Raw genomic sequence first — 16076 nt, forward strand, 5'->3', positions numbered from 1 at the left:
GGCCGGGCGCGTCCCGTCGCGCCGTGGTCTTTCCCGGTACCGCGGTTCGTCCGTGATCTCCCGACGGAGCCGGACAGCCGTGACGATTATACGCACACGCACACGAACTGGAGGGGATGAACGGGTCCCAGCCGCACAGGCTGCTGCTCGATCAGGCCCAAGACAAGGTCGCCCTCTTGGACGAGGGGGGCGTCTACACGTACGTCAACGGGGCCGTAAAGCGGATTCTCGGATTCGATCCGGACGAGCTCGTCGGGACGAACGTCTTCGAACACGTTCACTCCGACGACCGGGAAGACGTGCGGCGCACCTTCCGCGGGGCCGTCCGGAGCGACGAGTTCACGGAGGTCACGGCGGAGTACCGACACCGGACCCGAGACGGGTCGTGGGTGTGGTTGGAGAGCCGCATGTCGAACCTCACCGACGACGCGCTCGACGGCTTCGTCGTCAGCTCTCGGGACATCACCGACCGCGTCGAGGCCGAGCGAGAGCGGGCGGAGGTCGCCTCGCACCTTCGAGAGATCGCCGCCGTCTCCAGCGACGTGCTCTGGATGTTCGACGCCGACTGGTCGGAGCTCCTCTTCGTGAACCCCTCGTACGAGGAGATCTACGGAACGTCGGTCGCCGAGCTGCGGGGCGACCCGGACGCGTTCCTCGACGCGATCCACCCCGACGACGTCCCCGCGGTGAGGGAGGCGATGGAACGGCTCTCCGAGGGGACCCCGGTCGACATCGAACACCGGGTGAACCCCGACGAGGATTACAACCGCTGGGTGTGGATCCAGGGCGAGCCGATCACCGTCGACGGCGAGGTCGTCCGCATTACGGGGTTCTCCAGAGACGTCACGGACCGGCGGCGGCGCGAGCGACAGCTGGTCGTGATGGACAACCTGCTCCGACACAACCTCCGGAACGACCTCAACCTCATCCTCGGCACGGTGGAGACGATCGAGTCGGCGGTCCCGGACGCGACCGAACACACCGCGGTGATCCGCCGCGTCGGCGAACAGCTCCTCGCGACCGCCGAGAAGGAGCGCGAGGTAATCGAGCTCATCACCGACCACCGGGACGGCGAGCCGATCGCCCTCGACGAGGTGATCGAGGAGTCCGTCGAGCGCGTCGGCGAGCGGTTCCCGGCGGCGTCGATCGAGGTCGGGTCGCTCGATCCGGTCGTGACCGACGGGCGCACCGAACTGCGGTCGGCGGTGACGGAACTCCTCGAGAACGCGGTCCGACACGCCGACGACGACGCGCCGACCGTGACGGTCGAACTCCGCCGCACGGCGGACGGGGGCGAGATCGTCGTCCGAGACGACCACGCGCCGATCCCGACGGTCGAGGCGAACGTCCTCACCGGCGACCACGACATGACCGACGTCTACCACAGCAGCGGGCTGGGGTTCTGGCTCGTCTACTGGAGCGTGGAGCTGTCGGGCGGCTCCGTCGCGGTCGAGTCGAGCGACGAGCGGGGCAACGAGATCACGATCCGGCTCCCCGCGGGCGGAAAGTGAGGGGAGACGGTCTTGCTATACACCGGCCGGTATGAGTCGGAGCGACCGCGACCGAGAGGGCGGTCCTACCAGTCCGGGCCGAAGTCGGGGTTCAGCTGCCGGTCGGTGCGGCCCAGTTCGTCGATCGCCGCGACGTCCTCGTCGTCGAGTTCGAGGTCGAGGCTCGCGAGGTTGTCGCGGATGTGGTCGATCCCGGTCGCCTTCGGGATGGCGGTGACGCCGGACTCGCGGAGCCACGCGAGGCTTACCTGCGCGGCGCTGACGCCGTGTTTCTCGGCGATGTCGACGACCTCGGGGTCGTCGAGGATCTCGCCGCGGGCCAGCGGCGAGTAGGCGACGAGTTCGACGCCGTTGTCGTCGGCGTACTCGCGGAGCTCCTCCTGCCGGAGCAGCGGGTGCATCTCGACCTGGTTCGCGAACGGCGTCTCGCCGAGCGCGTCCGTCGCCGCGTCGAGGTGGTGCGGCTCGAAGTTGGAGACGCCGATCCGGTCGATCAGGCCGTCGTCGCGCAGTTCGGCGAACGCCGGCAGCGTCTCTTCCGGCTCGTACTCTCCGGCCGGCCAGTGGACGTAGAGGAGGTCGACCGCGTCGACGCCGAGCTTCTCCAAGCTCTCGCGGGTGGAGGCGGCCACGTCTTCGGGCGACAGCTGGTCGATCCACACCTTCGTCGCGAGGAAGATGTCCTCGCGGTCGACGTCGCTCCGCGCGATTCCCTTCCCGACGGCCGCCTCGTTGCCGTAGATCTGGGCGGTGTCCACGTGGCGGTAGCCGGCGTCGAGCGCGTTCGCCACCGATTCGGTACACTGCGCCGGGTCGTCGTTCTCCCACGTGCCGAGGCCGAGGACCGGCATCCCGTTCCGGGTCGGCGTCGCGGGCTGCTGCTGTTGGTCTGTCATCGCTCTCGCCTACTCGCGTGAGCCGAAAACAGTTTGCGGTAGGGGCGGACGCGGCCGCGTCGCGGGCGGCGGCCGCAGGACGCGCCGCCGGTGTCAGTCGAAGGCGTCGGCGACCGCGAACAGGTACCCGATGACCGCGACGTCGAGCGCGAGCTCGCCGATCGGTGACCGGAGCCCGCCGCCGGTGCCGACCGCGAACAGCAGTTCGGCCGCCGACACCGCAGCGCCGAACCCGAAGAACAGCACCGCGAGGCCCAGTCCGTGCGCTCGGAACCGGACGAGTTCGACGGCGGCCAACCACTTCGCGGCCCCGATCGCGCCGATCGGAACCGCGAGGAGGAGCAGCGCGTCGAGCGTGAACGCCACCGCGGTCAGCAGGTCCGTCAGCCCGCTGAGGAACGCCAGCGCCGCGACGAGCGGCACGCCGGTCGGGCGGGCGGGGCCGTCGTCCGCGGCGTCGTCGGGGTCGGAACGGTCCGGGTCTCGGTTCGTCGCGTCGTCTCGGCGGGACCGACGCTTCTCGGCCTCGTGGAGGGACATGCGCGGCGGATCGGCCGCCGGCGAGAAGTGCCTTCGGGCGGGCGGTCGGGCGCGGCCGCGGCGAGCGCCGTGGCTCAGTCCGACAGCAGCGCCCGCGAGGAGTTCGTCACCACGAGCAGGCTCGACGCCCCCATCGCGACCGCGGCGAAGAGGGGGTTGAGCAGGCCGGTCGCCGCGAGCGGGATGGCGACCGCGTTGTAACAGAACGCCCAGCCGATGTTGCCCTTCACGCGCCGCCCGGCCGCGCGGGCGAGTTCGAAGACGGTCGCCACGGAGCCGAGGTCGTCGTCGACGATGGCAACGTCGGCGGCGTCGGCCGCCATCGCGGTGCCGCCGCCGAGCGCGACCCCGAGGTCGGCCGCGGCGAGCGCCGGGGCGTCGTTGGTCCCGTCGCCGACCATCACGGTGACGCCGCGCGCCTTCAGCCGCTCGACCGTCTCGGCTTTGCCCTCCGGGGGCACGCCGGCGAACACCGACGAGACGGCGTCGTGGTCGGCGAACACGGTCGCGGCGCGCTCGTCGTCGCCGGTGAGGACGATCACCTCGACGCCCGAGCGATCGAGCGCCGTCACCGTCTCCTCCCAGCCGTCGCGCAGTTCGTCGCCGACGACGACGAACCCCTCGGCGGCACCGTCGCGGCCGACCGCGACCGGGACGCGCCCCACGTCGCGCGCGTCGGCGACCGCCTCGCGGACCGCGTCCGGGACGGTCCACCCGCGCTCGTCGAAGAGGTCCGGGTGGCCGACGACGACTTCGACCCCGTCGACGACGCCGGAGACGCCGCGGGCGTGGCTCTCGAAGGACTCGACGGTCGGTCCGAGGGCGTCCGATCCCCCGCCCGGCGCGTCCGTCGCCGCCGCGCCGCCGTCCGCGACCGCCGGGGTCGCGCCGTCACCGGGCGTCTCGCCCGGGCCGTCGTCGACCGCATCGGCCGCGTCCCGCGCCGCGGCGATGGCCTGTCCGACCGGATGCGCGGACCGCGATTCGAGCGCGGCCGCCAGCCGGAGGAGGTCGTCGTCGACCTCGCGGGCGGTCAGGCGCATCTCGCCGGTCGTCAGCGTCCCCGTCTTGTCGAAGACGACGGTGTCGGCCTCGCGGATCCGCTCGAAGACGGTGTCGTCGAAGACGACGATGTTGCGCTCCAAGGCGTCGCGGATCCCGGCGGCGACCGCGAGCGGGGTCGCCAGCCCGAGCGCGCACGGGCACGAGACGATGAGCACCGTGAGTCCGACGAGCATCGCGTCGGTCCCGGTCCCGCCGAGCGCGAGCGACGCGGCGGCGGCGACGGCCGCGATGACGAGGACGGCGGGGACGAACACCGTCGCGAGCCGGTCCGCGAGCTTCTGGACGCCGTGGTTCCCGCTCTGGAGGTCGTACACCAGTTCGGCGACGCGGTCGAGGCTGGAGGTCGCGTCCGGGCCGACCGCGACCGTGAGCGACCCGTCGGTCACGACCGAGCCGCCGACGACCGCGTCGCCGGCGACCTTCCGCACCGCGAGCGACTCGCCGGTGACGACCGACTCGTCGACCGCGGCGTCGCCGTCCACCGCCTCGCCGTCGACCGGGATCCGCTCGCCGGCGCGCACGAGGAGGCGGTCGCCCGGTTCGAGCGCGTCGACGGCGACCGATTCCGTCTCCCCGTCTCCGGTCAGTCGGCGCGCGTCGTCGACCTGGACCGCGGTGACCTCGGAGAGCAGTTCCGTCGCGCGGTCCTTCACCGAGTCCTCGTAGTGGTTGCCGACCGTGACGATCACGACGATCGCGACGGTCACGTCGTAGTAGATCGACGGGGAGTCGACGAAGATCACCGCGAGCGTGCTGTAGAGGTACGCGCTCACCGCGGCGATGGCGACGAGGAGATCCATGTTCGGCGAGCGAGTCTTGGCGCTGACGTACGCGCCGCGCAAGATTGGCTTGCCGGTGAAAAAGAGGACGATGGTCGTCAGCACGGCGATGACGATGAAGAAGTACGTGCCCGAGGTCGACGCCAACGCCTCGTCGAGGTACGAGAGGGTCCGCTCGTTGTAGAAGGGGAACGCGAAGTACGTCGGGTAGATGAGGACGATGTACTGCAGCATGACCGCCATCCCGACGATGACGCCCGCCGCGAGCCGCGCGGTCGCCATGTTGCTCGCCTGTCGGCGCGAGAAGGCGTCGTCGCGGGCGTACGCGCTGTACCCCAGCCCGCTGACCGTCTCCGTGAGGTCCGCGACCGTGACCGCGTCCGGGTCGTGGTCGACCCGCACCGTGTCGGTGACGTAGCTCGCGCTCGCGGCGCTGACGCCGTCGGCGTCGGTCGCCACCGTCTCGATGAACGCCTCGCAGGTGGCGCAGTGCATCCCGTCCACCTCGAGGAACGTCGCCTCGTGGCCGTCCGGCACGTCGCGGTCGGCGTCGCCCGCGGCGTCCGGGTCGGCGGCGTCTCTCCCGTCCGCGTCGCCCGCGGCGTCCCCGCGCTCCCGTCGGCGCTCGCGGACCGCGTCGGCGTCCACGTCGGCGTCGCCGAGGGCGGCGTACACGTCGCGGCAGCCGGTACAGCAGAACTCGTTGCCGTCCTCGTCGGTGACGTCGACGCCCTCGGTCGGCAGTTCACAGAGGGTACAGGCTCCGGAGTCGTCGACCGTTCCCGCGGCGGGGGCGCTCCCGCTCATCTCACATCCCCCCGTGGCCCGCGCCGGCGACGTCGAGCGGGTTCCAGAACGGGAGCCGCGGGTGCGGCACGTGAACCCCGACTGCCATCAGCCCGTGCGCGAACAGGACGTAGCCGAGCGCGACGAACGCGACCCCGAGCAGCCGGTGGATCCGGCGGCGAGAGGCGGGGTCGACGCTCTCGATCAGCGTGCCGTACGCGAAGACGGCGGGGATCGTCCCCAGCCCGAGCGCGCCGAGCGCGACGCCGCCCGCGACCGCGGAGCCGCTCGCGAACGCGTACAGGTACGCCGGGTAGAGGATCGGGCAGGGTAAGAGTCCGTGGACAGCGCCGAGCGCGACGATCCCCGGCCCGTTCGCGAGCCGGTCGACGCGGCCCGTGAGCCAGCCGGTGACGCGTTCGAGCCCGGGGAGGTGGACCCCGCCGGTCGCGCCGCCGAGGAGGTAGCGGACGCCGACGGCGATCACGGCCGCGCCGACGAGGAGGCCGACCCCGCCGCGGACGGCCTCGGCAGCGCCCGTCAGGGTCGCGGTGGTGACGAGGACCGCGCCGCCGAGCGCGCCGAGGAGGGTCCCGATCGTCGCGTAGCTCGCGGCGCGCCCGAGGTTGAACAGGGCGTGCTGGCGGACCTCGTAGGTGGTCAGGTGTCCCTCGCGACCGGTCGCCGCGCCCGTGCCGCGGCCGGCGTCCGCCGCGCCGCCGTCGGTCCGGCCGGCGTCGGGGTCCATCCGGCTCGCGTAGACGGTGACGAGCGGGCCGCACATCCCGATACAGTGCGCGCCGCCGAGCAGCCCGATCGCGGCGAACAGCAGCACGTCGGTTCCGAGGAGCGACGGGAGGGACATCGGGGCGGCTCACTCCTCCACGATCACGGTCCCGTACATGCCGCCCTCGCGGTGGGGGATACAGACGTACTCGTACGTGCCGGGGACGGTGAAAGTGTGCTCGAAGCGGTCGCCGCTCTCCAGGATGCCGCCGAAGTCGGACTGCCACCCGGACAGCGCGGACTCGTAGTCGCCGAAGCCGCCCGAGGCGAAGAACTCGGCGGCGTCCGGGATCCCGCCCGGAGTCGCGGTGACGGTGTGGGCCCGCGCGCTCGTGTTCTGCCAGACGACGGTGTCGCCGACCGAGACCGTGATCTGCCGCGGCTCGTACGCGGTGGCGAGCATGCCGACGTCGTGGTCGGGCTCGCCGCCGACGCCCGCGCAGCCGGCGAGCCCGACGGTCGTCGCCGCGCTCCCGACGGCACCGGCCCGCCGAAGGAACCGTCTGCGGTACATACCCCACCTCGGGGCTTGGACGGTTTCAATATCGCGGTCGGCCCCGTCGCGTGAGAAGGGGACGTGCCGTCGCCGGCCGACCGCGCCCGACCGCGCCCGCCCTCACCCGCCGACGAGGTCCTCGAAGACGCGCCGCTGCGCCGCCGCGAGGTGTTCCGAGAAGGTGGCGCGGGCGATGCCGATGGCGTCCGCGACCTCCGTCGCGCTCGCCCCGCGCGGGTGTTCGAAGTAGCCGAGCCGCTGGGCGGTCCGGATCACCTCCCGCTGTCGCTCCGTGAGCCGTCCGCGGTCGACGACGACCGGATCCGACCGGGTGTCGGCCCCGCCGGAGCTGGTGAGCCTTTCGAGCCGCACCGACCCGCCCGTCGCCTCCAGCGCGTCGATCACCTCGCCGAGCGGGTCGGCGGCCGGCAGCGACAGCCCCAGTCTGACGCGGTCGGGTGCCGTCCGGACCGTGACCGACGAGACCGGATAGCCGAGCGCCTCGACGGCGTCGGCGGGGAACGGACCCGCCGCGCCGCTCCGGCAGCGGTACACGAGTTCGTCGCCCCCGTCGAAGACGAGCTCCGCGTCGACCCGGCGGTCGGCGCGGAACTGCGAGACGACCGCGCCGTCGACGCGGACGCGGTCGACGTCCTCTGCGACCGCCCCCGGCGGCAGCGCCTCCGCGACCGGGGCGGGCGTCGGGTCGCGGACCACGACCTCGACGCGCACCCCGGCGTCGCCGCACGCCGCCGCGGTCGACGACGCGTCTGAAGCGCCCCGCACCGGGCCCGCGTCGGCGTGGCTGTCGCCGTCGGCGTCGGCCGAGCCGGCGTCAGCGGACTCCGAGTTCGTCGATCCGGCGTCCGGGGACCCGGCGTCGGGCGCGCTCGAACCGGCGACGCTGTCGGACCCCGCCGAGCCGTTCGCGCCGGAGTCGACGGCGCTGGCGGGCGTGGAATCAGACGACTGCGACCGCCGTCCCATACCTCGATCGTGCGGTCGAACAGGGAAAAAAAGCGAGCCGAACGAGTACGCCTCGGGGGCGGTCGGCGATCGGTCTCATAAAATCCCGACGAGAGTTGGCAACGACTCACACGGGACGAGCCCGTACCGCACACATGAGCGACGAGGCACTCCGCGGGCAGTCGGTGGGAGTCGTCGGCGGCGGCATCGGGGGGCTCTCGGCGGCCGCGTACCTCGCGGCCGCCGGCGCGGAGGTGACGGTGTACGAGCGCGCCGAGCGCGTCGGCGGGGTGGCCGGGCGGCTCGAAGTCGACGGGTTCCGGTTCGACACCGGGCCGTCGTGGTACCTGCTGCCGGAGCTGTTCGAGCGGTTCTTCGACGACTTCGGTCGGTCGCCCGCGGAGTTCTACGAGTTAGAGCGGCTCGACCCGCACTACCGCGTGTTCTGGGACGACGGCGACCGCGCCGACGTGCCCGCCGACCCGGCGGCGGCGGCCGACCTGTTCGAGTCGTACGAGCCGGGGGCGGGCGACGCCTTCCGCGAGTACCTCGACGACGCGGAGCGAGCGTACGACGCCGGGATGAACCGGTTCGTGCTCCCCGGCCGGTCGCGGTTCCGCGACTACCTCTCGCTCGACGTCGTCGCCGGCGGGCGGGAGCTGGATCTCCTTTCCAGCCTCGACGAGCGGGTGCGCTCGTACGTCGACCACCCGAAGCTGCGACAGCTGCTGGAGTACACGCTCGTGTTCCTCGGCGGGTCGCCGCACAACACGCCGGCGCTGTACCAGCTGATGAGCCACGTCGACTACGGGCTGGGCGTCTACTACCCGCAGGGCGGGATGTACGAGGTCGTCGAGGCGGTCGAGACGGTCGCGCGCGACGCCGAGGCGGACGTTCACACGGGGGTCTCGGTGACGGGACTGGAGCCGCTCGACGACGGCGTCGGCGTCGAACTCGGCGGGGACCGGTACGTCCACGACCGGGTGGTCTGTAACGCGCCGCCGGCGCACGTCGAGCGCGAACTGCTCCCCGAGGGGACGGTGCCGCGGCTCGGCGACTACTGGGAGCGGCGGACGTACGGACCCGCCGCGCACCTGCTGTACCTCGGCGTCGAGGGCGAGCTACCGGAACTGGAACACCACACGCTCGCGCTCCCGACGGACTGGGACCCGCACTTCGAGGCGATATTCGACGACCCCGCGTGGCCGACCGAGGACACCGAGCCGGTGGTGTACGTGAACGTCCCGTCGCGGACGGACCCGTCGGTCGCGCCCGACGGCCACGAGGCGGTCGTGACGCTCGTCCCGCTCGCGCCGGGGCTCGACGACACGCCCGAGCGGCGGCGGGCGCTTCGGGACCGGGTCTTAGAGGCGGTGGCGTCGCGGACCGGCGTCGACCTCCGCGGCCGGATCGTCGTCGAGGAGTCGGCGTGCGTCTCCGAGTTCGCGGACCGGTTCGATCAGCCCGGCGGGAGCGCGCTCGGCCTCGCGCACACGATGCGACAGACCGGACCGCTCCGACCGGGACCGCGCGTCCGGGGGACGGACCGGCTCTACTACGTCGGCGGGAGCGCTAATCCGGGGATCGGCGTGCCGATGTGTCTGCTCGGCGGGGAACACTGCGCGGACGCGGTCGCGGCCGACGTCGCCGGTGGGCCGCTCGACCGCCTCCCGCTGGTCGGACGGTGAGCAAGAAAGGACGTTCGTCTACTCTTCCCCGGAGAAACCGGATCATTTCGAATAAGCACCGCAGAGATCGGAATCAGTCAAGAAACCCTTACCAGTCAGGTTAGTACATTTAATAAATTCGCCACGTTGGTTTCGAACGACGCATGATCGAAACAGCAGCGGCTGACTTACTCGCAAGCGGAACAGTCCCGCTCGAAATGACCCAAACAGAGATATTCCAGTTCATTCAGGACAACACCCTCCTGAGCGCGTCGCTGTGGGTGAACATCGCGCTCGCGGGCCTCTCCATCCTCCTGTTCGTCTACATGGGGCGGAACGTCGAGGACCCGCGCGCGCAGCTGATCTTCGTGGCGACGCTGATGGTACCGCTGGTGTCGATATCCAGCTACACGGGCCTCGTCTCCGGACTCACAGTGGGATTCCTCGAAATGCCGGCGGGTCACGCGCTCGCGGGGATGGGGGCCGGCCCGGAGGGCGGCGTGTTCACCCCGTGGGGGCGCTACCTCACGTGGGCGTTCTCGACGCCGATGATCCTGATCGCGCTCGGCCTCCTCGCGGGGTCGAACATGAGCAAGCTGTTCACCGCGGTGGTGGCCGACGTCGGGATGTGTATCACCGGGCTGGCGGCCGCGCTGACCACCTCCTCGTACCTCCTTCGGTGGATCTGGTACGGGATCAGCTGCGCGTTCTTCGTCGTCGTCCTGTACATCCTGCTCGCGGAGTGGGCGAAGGACGCCGAGGTCGCCGGCACCGCGGACATCTTCAACACGCTGAAGGTGCTCACCGTCGTCCTCTGGCTCGGCTACCCGATCTTCTGGGCGCTCGGGGCCGAGGGGCTCGCAGTGCTCGACATCGCGATCACCTCGTGGGCCTACAGCGGGATGGACATCATCGCGAAGTACCTCTTCGCGTTCCTCCTGCTGCGGTGGGTCGTCAACAACGAGCGGACGGTCGCCGACATGGCCGCCGGCCTCGGCTCGGCCTCCCGCGGCGGCGCAGCGCCGGCCGACGACTGACGGGGCGGTCGCTCCCGACGTCGCGGTCGATCTCGCGGTTCTCCTTTTTGTTGTACCACGTCCGCAAGCCCCGGCCACGGCCGCCGAGAGGGAAGCGCTAAACCCGCGGCGGCGGTGGGTGGAGACATGAAACAGGCCATCGTCGCCCGGACGGACATCGGCATGGGCGAGGGGAAACTCGCCGCGCAGGTCGCGCACGCGTCGCTGTCCGCGTACCAGGACGCGGGCCGGCGCGCCCGCAAGAAGTGGCAGGGAGAGGGACAGAAGAAGGTCGTCCTCAAGGGCGACTCCGAGAGCCAGCTGTTCGAGCTGGCCGACAAGGCCGACAAGGAGGGGTTACCGTACGCGATCGTCCGCGACGCCGGCCACACTCAGCTCGACCCGGGGACCGTCACCGCGCTCGCGGTCGGCCCGGCCCGCGACGAGGGCGTCGACCGCGTGACCGGCGACCTCTCGCTGTACTGAATGGCCTCCGAACACGCGCTCCGCGAGGCGCACCCGACGGAGCGAGCGGTCGGGATCGAGTACTACGTCAGCGGCGCGGACGGGATCGGCGGTCGCCTGCGCGAGTCGCCGGACGACTTCCGGGTCCGGGAGCTGGAGGCGTTCGAGGCGGAGCCGCTCAACGCCGACACCGGGAGCTACCCGGAGCTGGTGGTCCGGGCGACGCTCCGCGACTGGGACACGAACGACTTCGCGCGGCGGCTCTCGGACGCGCTTGGCGTCAGCCGCGAGCGCGTCTCGTGGGCCGGGACGAAGGACAAGCGGGCGGTGACCACGCAGCTGTTCACGGTCCGCGGGGTCGACGCCGACGACCTCCCCGAGATCCGCGGGGCCGAGATCGAGGCGCTCGGCCGGGCGGGCCGGGCCCTCTCGTTCGGCGACCTCGCCGGCAACGACTTCGAGATCCGGGTCGCGGACGCGGTCGAGGACGCCCCCGGGCGCGTCGCCGCCGCGGTGCGCGACCTCCGGGCGTTCGCGGGCGGGACAGAGGGGAGCGACGCGGGCGACGCGGAGAACGCGGCAGAGGCCTCCGACGACCCGGCGTTCCCGATCCGTTCGACCGTCGGCGTCCCGAACTACTTCGGCCAGCAGCGCTTCGGCAGCCGGCGGCCCGTGACGCACGTCGTCGGGCTGGCGATCGCCCGGAACGACCCACGCGAGGCGGTCCGGCTGTACGCGGGCAACCCCGCGGCGACGGAGCCGGACGACACGCGGGCCGCGCGCGACCGCGTCGACGCGGCGTTCGGCGTGAGCGGTGAGGGGGAGTCCGACGGCGACGAGCCCGGCGGGACGGCCGACGACAGCGACGCCGCGAACGACGGTTCGGGCTCGGGAAGTGCGGACGGCGCTGGCGACGGCGACTGGGCGGCCTGTCTCGACGAGATCCCCGGCAAGCTCCGGTTCGAGCGCTCGATGGTCCACCGGCTCGCCGACCGCGGCGTCGCCCCCGACGCGCCCCCGGACCACGACGACTGGTGGCACGCGCTGGAGGCCGTGCCCTCGAACCTCCAGCGGCTGTTCGTCAACGCCGCCCAGTCGTACCTGTTCAACCGGGTCGTGAGCGAGCGGCTGCGGCGGGGGCTGCCGTTCGACCGCCCCGTCGCGGGCGACGTGGTCTGCTTCGCGGACGGCGACGCGCCCGGGGAGCTGTACGCGCCGGACGCGGACCGGCTCCAGCGCGTCGACGCCGACCGGGTCGACACCGTCTCGCGGCACTGCGAGCGCGGGCGGGCGTTCGTCACCGCGCCGCTCGTCGGCACCGAGACGGAGCTCGGCGACGGCGAGCCGGGCGAGATCGAGCGGGAGGTGCTCGCCGCCGCCGGGATCGAGCCGGGCGACTTCGCGCTGCCCGGCGAGTTCGACTCGAAGGGCACCCGGCGGGCGATTCTCCTCCGGACGGACCTCGACGTGTCGGTCGAGGGCGGCGACCCCCGGTTCGGGTTCGCGCTGCCGAGCGGCTCGTACGCGACCGTACTGCTCCGGGAGTTCACGAAGTCCGGCCCGCTCGACCTCTGACCGATCCGCGTTCGTGTATTATCGTTCGGCTCGGTCGGACGAGATAACCACGATACTGCGCTTCGTTCCGAGCCGTTTTTGTGCGACAGCCGTCAATCGGGGCCATGACTCGGATCGTCGTCATCGACCTCCACGGCCAGTTCACGCACCTCGAACGGCGGGCGCTCCGCGACCTCGGCGTCGACACCGAGATCGTGTCGGCGGAGACGCCGGCCGACGAGGTCGACGCCGACGGTGTCGTCCTCTCGGGCGGACCGGACATGGACCGCGTCGGAAACGCTCCCGACTACCTCGACGGCGACGTGCCCGTCCTCGGGATCTGTCTGGGCATGCAGCTGATCGCCGGCGAACTCGACGGCGCGGTGGGGTCGGGCGACTACGGCGGCTACGCCGACGTCGACGTGGAGATCGTCGACGACGAGGACCCGCTCGTCGGCTCGCTCGCGCCGGAGACCCGCGTCTGGGCCTCCCACGCCGACGAGGTGACCGAACTCCCCGACGGGTTCGACCGCACCGCCACCTCCGACGTCTGCGACATCGAGGCGATGGCCGACCCGGACGCGGGGCTGTACGGCGTCCAGTGGCACCCGGAGGTCGCCCACACCGAGCGCGGCGAGGAGGTCTTCGAGAACTTCGTCGCGATCTGCGAGTCGGCCTGAGGCGAGGCCACGCTCAGGAAGCGGCTGGTCGCGGCGACGCGCGAAGAGAGATAGCCGCGGCTCGGTAGTCGGTGAATCGAAGGCGATGAAAATCGAGCGCGACCGAGACCGGCGGGCGGTTACTCCGCGAACAGCTCGTCGACCGCCTCGCCCGCGGTCTCGACCGCCTCCTGCGCGACCGCCTCCCGGTCCGGATCCGCGTCTTCGGGGGCGTTGAGGTAGACGTCGACGTCGAGGACGCCGTCCTCGAACGTGACGGTGATGTCGAGGTCCGTCACGGTCGACTGGTCGTAGTGTTTGAACACGATCCCCTCGGCCGCCTCCGCGGCGGTGCGGACGACCTCGTCGTCGTCCGGCCCGTCCGCGTCGACCGGCTCCGAGGCGTCGCTCGCGTCGTCGGTCACGGCCTTACGCGCCGCCAGCGCCCGGACCGCCCGGTCCCATCGGGCCGCCGCCGCCAGCGCCGCCCTGGAGCATCTGCTGGAGCTCGCTCTGAAGCTCGTCGAACTGCTCCTCGACGCGCTCCTCCTGCTTCTCGAGCTGCTCGACGCGGACCTCGAGCGAGTCGACCTTGTTCTCGAGGTCGTCGTAGGCGGACTCGTAGTCCGTCTCGACGAGAACCTCACCGATCTCTCGGTACATCCCCGCGTCCTCGTCGACGTCTTCGAGGGCGTCGAGGGCGGTCTTCGACTCGTTCAAGGCGGACTGCGCCTGCTCTCTCTGCTCGGAGACCTGCTGTGCCGTCTCCTGAAGCTCCTGCAGCTCCTCTATCTTCTCCTGTGCCTCGGGCGGCATATTCCCTTGCATGGACGGACGGACGCGGCCCGGACGGAAAAACCCCCGACTTCTCCGACGACGGGCCATGCGGTCGTGACAGCCCCGAGAGAGGCCGTTATCGGTGTCTGGGCGCTACGTCCGATCGGCCCTCGCCCCGACGCGTTCGGCGACCGCGACGAGCCGCGACCAGCTGTTGACGCCGGCGCGGAGGGCGACGAGGTCGTCGGCGCGCACGCGGACGCGGACCGCGCTCCCGTCGCGGTCGACGGTCGCGGTCGAGCGGGCGTCGTCGATCTCGCCCACCTCGGGAGCGAGCGCGTCGGCCACGACGCGAGCGCGTCGCTCGGAGGGGTAGGTAACGGAGAGGACCGTCTCGTGTGGTCGCGTCGCCGTCACGGTCCGAAGAGAAAGACGGCGTTACTCGACGTTGACTTCCTTCACGTCGCCGCCGCGCTCCTTCAGCAGGACGCGGTGGCCGCAGTACGGACAGCGCACGCCGCCGTACTCGTCGAGGGTGACGTCGCGCTTACAGCGGGAGCACTTGTAGCTCATCGTCCTACTCCTCGTCGGCGAGCGCGGCGCGGATGGAGCGGCGGACGGTGCGACCGCCGGGCGTCTCGGGGCGGTACGCGCCGCCCGTGAACGTCTCGCCGGTCTCCTCGTTGACCCAGATGCCGGTGCCTTTGCGCGTGACGTCGTCACCGTCGACGGTGGCGTTGCGCATCTCCTCTTCGATGTCCTGAACCCGCTTGCGCGCGACCCGGCCGTAGCGGGCACCGAATCGGCCCGCACTCCCGGTGCTTCGTGCCTTGTCCTCAGCCATAGTGAGTCCGTCTACCGCCAGCGCGGGTAAAAAGGCTACGAGTCGCGGCGGGCGATGGCCGCCTTCGAGAGCGCCGGAGCCTCCCGGTTCACCGCGCCCGTCGCGCACTTCGTCCTTTTATGCTATAGTAGTTACTAGAAATAATTACTCACTTTTGGAATCGAGAGCTGATCAAGAGCACTGTCGATCGCTGTTGTAAGTTCGTCGAGNTATAGTAGTTACTAGAAATAATTACTCACTTTTGGAATCGAGAGCTGATCAAGAGCACTGTCGATCGCTGTTGTAAGTTCGTCGAGTGAGTCGAAAAAGCGGTTGCTGAGAGCTGCTTGGAGCTGTCTCCAGCATTCTTCGACTGGGTTCAATTCTGGCGAATATGAAGGAAGCGTCACGAAGGCGAGGTCGTCACGGGCCGCTAGGTCCGTGACGGCCGATGCCTGAAAATACGACGCTCCATCGAGAACAACAATCAAATTATCTTCAAATTCTTCACATAGTGCTAAAATGAAATGTTTTGCGTGATCAGCGGTAATGTACTCTGTAAATCGAGAGAAAAAGCGATCACCGTTTTCGGTGATCGCGCCCAGTAGACACGTCCAGTCCCGTTGGCCAGATAATTCGACGGAAGGCCGCGTGCCGCGCGGAAACCACGCGGCACGCGGCTCAACTCGGACAGATTTCTTGGTTTGATCGATGCAGACTACTGTGGCATCCATTTCCCGCCGCTTTTTTTGATCTCGTCGTAAAACTCGTCTTGCTCGTCTTCGTCGGATTCAGACGCTGAACGGCGTGGTTTCTGATAACTCAATCCCGCCTCTTTCAACAACCGCCGGCAGCTTGGGATTGAGTAGTTGACGCCGTACGTTTCTTCAAGATATTCTTGTGCGAGCGCCGGCGTCCACGCCGGCGCGTCAACGCCGATCTCTTGAGGTGATTCGTGGACTGTTTGCTCAAACTCTTGCTGTTGTGTTTCTGAGAGTTTTCGTCTTCGACCAGACCGGTGATCATCTGTAACAGCTTGTTCAAGCGGTTCGTCGGTATCGAGTCGGTTGAGCCAGTTATAGATCGTTTTTCGCTCTGTGTCGTACCACTCGGAAAGTTCGGTTTGCGTGACGCCGTTTTTGTACGCGATCGCAGCTAACAGCCGTTGAGTCGGCTTGTTTCCATCAACATTGTCAAGCGCCTCTTGGAGTTCCTCGACGGAGATCTCGTTGAGGTGGTCCATTACAGACAACATAGTTTTCCGAGTAAAAAATTCTATCGACTACTATA

General features: G+C 70.0%; 18 protein-coding genes. 6 read left to right on the forward strand and 12 right to left on the reverse strand.

Annotated elements, in window-relative coordinates:
* The first annotated feature begins 116 nt into the window (after positions 1 to 116).
* A complete protein-coding gene (locus C472_RS10545; protein WP_006629819.1) occupies positions 117 to 1511 on the forward strand; it encodes a PAS domain-containing sensor histidine kinase in 1395 nt (464 codons plus the stop codon).
* 65 nt (positions 1512 to 1576) lie between these two features.
* On the opposite strand, the gene C472_RS10550 is transcribed toward C472_RS10545, so the two are convergent.
* From C472_RS10550 to C472_RS10575, 6 genes are all read right to left on the reverse strand, one after another.
* Positions 1577 to 2362, reverse strand: a complete 786-nt coding sequence (locus C472_RS10550) for an aldo/keto reductase (protein ID WP_006629820.1) — start codon at positions 2360 to 2362, stop codon at positions 1577 to 1579.
* Between the two features lie 138 nt (positions 2363 to 2500).
* Complete coding sequence (locus C472_RS10555) at positions 2501 to 2947, reverse strand: hypothetical protein (RefSeq protein WP_006629821.1); 447 nt, start codon at positions 2945 to 2947, stop codon at positions 2501 to 2503.
* Between the two features lie 74 nt (positions 2948 to 3021).
* Entirely contained in the window at positions 3022 to 5598 is a 2577-nt protein-coding gene (locus C472_RS10560) for a heavy metal translocating P-type ATPase (protein WP_006629822.1), read from the reverse strand.
* 1 nt (position 5599) lies between these two features.
* Positions 5600 to 6442 carry a sulfite exporter TauE/SafE family protein gene (locus C472_RS10565; RefSeq protein WP_006629823.1) on the reverse strand — a complete coding sequence of 281 codons (843 nt, stop codon included), beginning with the start codon at positions 6440 to 6442 and terminating at the stop codon, positions 5600 to 5602.
* Between the two features lie 9 nt (positions 6443 to 6451).
* Entirely contained in the window at positions 6452 to 6877 is a 426-nt protein-coding gene (locus C472_RS10570; protein ID WP_006629824.1) for a cupredoxin domain-containing protein, read from the reverse strand.
* 102 nt (positions 6878 to 6979) lie between these two features.
* A complete protein-coding gene (locus tag C472_RS10575; protein ID WP_006629825.1) occupies positions 6980 to 7846 on the reverse strand; it encodes a helix-turn-helix domain-containing protein in 867 nt (288 codons plus the stop codon).
* A gap of 134 nt (positions 7847 to 7980) precedes the next feature.
* Here C472_RS10575 and C472_RS10580 point away from each other — a divergent pair, with 134 nt between their 5' ends.
* The 5 genes from C472_RS10580 (at position 7981) to C472_RS10600 (ending at position 13207) form a co-directional block, all read left to right on the forward strand.
* On the forward strand, positions 7981 to 9513 hold the full coding sequence (locus C472_RS10580; protein WP_006629826.1) for a phytoene desaturase family protein: 1533 nt from the start codon (positions 7981 to 7983) through the stop codon (positions 9511 to 9513).
* A gap of 197 nt (positions 9514 to 9710) precedes the next feature.
* The gene (locus C472_RS10585; protein WP_006629827.1) at positions 9711 to 10529 is read left to right on the forward strand and encodes a bacteriorhodopsin; all 819 of its coding nucleotides are present in this window, start codon (positions 9711 to 9713) and stop codon (positions 10527 to 10529) included.
* A gap of 126 nt (positions 10530 to 10655) precedes the next feature.
* Positions 10656 to 10994 carry a peptidyl-tRNA hydrolase Pth2 gene (pth2, locus tag C472_RS10590; protein ID WP_006629828.1) on the forward strand — a complete coding sequence of 113 codons (339 nt, stop codon included), beginning with the start codon at positions 10656 to 10658 and terminating at the stop codon, positions 10992 to 10994.
* Complete coding sequence (gene truD, locus C472_RS10595) at positions 10995 to 12548, forward strand: tRNA pseudouridine(13) synthase TruD (protein ID WP_006629829.1); 1554 nt, start codon at positions 10995 to 10997, stop codon at positions 12546 to 12548.
* Between the two features lie 104 nt (positions 12549 to 12652).
* Positions 12653 to 13207, forward strand: coding sequence for a GMP synthase subunit A (locus C472_RS10600; RefSeq protein ID WP_006629830.1), 555 nt, complete (start codon positions 12653 to 12655; stop codon positions 13205 to 13207).
* A gap of 119 nt (positions 13208 to 13326) precedes the next feature.
* On the opposite strand, the gene C472_RS10605 is transcribed toward C472_RS10600, so the two are convergent.
* The 6 genes from C472_RS10605 to C472_RS16375 form a co-directional block, all read right to left on the reverse strand.
* Complete coding sequence (locus tag C472_RS10605) at positions 13327 to 13611, reverse strand: DUF3194 domain-containing protein (protein WP_006629831.1); 285 nt, start codon at positions 13609 to 13611, stop codon at positions 13327 to 13329.
* Between the two features lie 4 nt (positions 13612 to 13615).
* Complete coding sequence (locus C472_RS10610; protein ID WP_006629832.1) at positions 13616 to 14002, reverse strand: prefoldin subunit beta; 387 nt, start codon at positions 14000 to 14002, stop codon at positions 13616 to 13618.
* A gap of 114 nt (positions 14003 to 14116) precedes the next feature.
* The gene (locus C472_RS10615) at positions 14117 to 14380 is read right to left on the reverse strand and encodes a KEOPS complex subunit Pcc1 (RefSeq protein WP_006629833.1); all 264 of its coding nucleotides are present in this window, start codon (positions 14378 to 14380) and stop codon (positions 14117 to 14119) included.
* Positions 14381 to 14401: 21 nt separating this feature from the next.
* Complete coding sequence (locus C472_RS10620) at positions 14402 to 14536, reverse strand: DNA-directed RNA polymerase subunit P (protein ID WP_004049526.1); 135 nt, start codon at positions 14534 to 14536, stop codon at positions 14402 to 14404.
* A gap of 4 nt (positions 14537 to 14540) precedes the next feature.
* Positions 14541 to 14807: a hypothetical protein gene (locus C472_RS10625; RefSeq protein WP_008581793.1), complete on the reverse strand. Its 267-nt coding sequence runs from the start codon at positions 14805 to 14807 to the stop codon at positions 14541 to 14543.
* A gap of 221 nt (positions 14808 to 15028) precedes the next feature.
* Positions 15029 to 16029 (reverse strand): IS630 family transposase gene (locus C472_RS16375; protein ID WP_152420633.1). Its coding sequence is split into 2 segments (ribosomal slippage): positions 15029 to 15537 and positions 15537 to 16029, totalling 1002 coding nucleotides; the frame shifts between segments, so codons are not numbered across the junction.
* Positions 16030 to 16076 lie beyond the last annotated feature (47 nt).

Source organism: Halorubrum tebenquichense DSM 14210, from assembly GCF_000337415.1.
GTDB classification, from domain to species: Archaea; Halobacteriota; Halobacteria; order Halobacteriales; family Haloferacaceae; genus Halorubrum; species Halorubrum tebenquichense.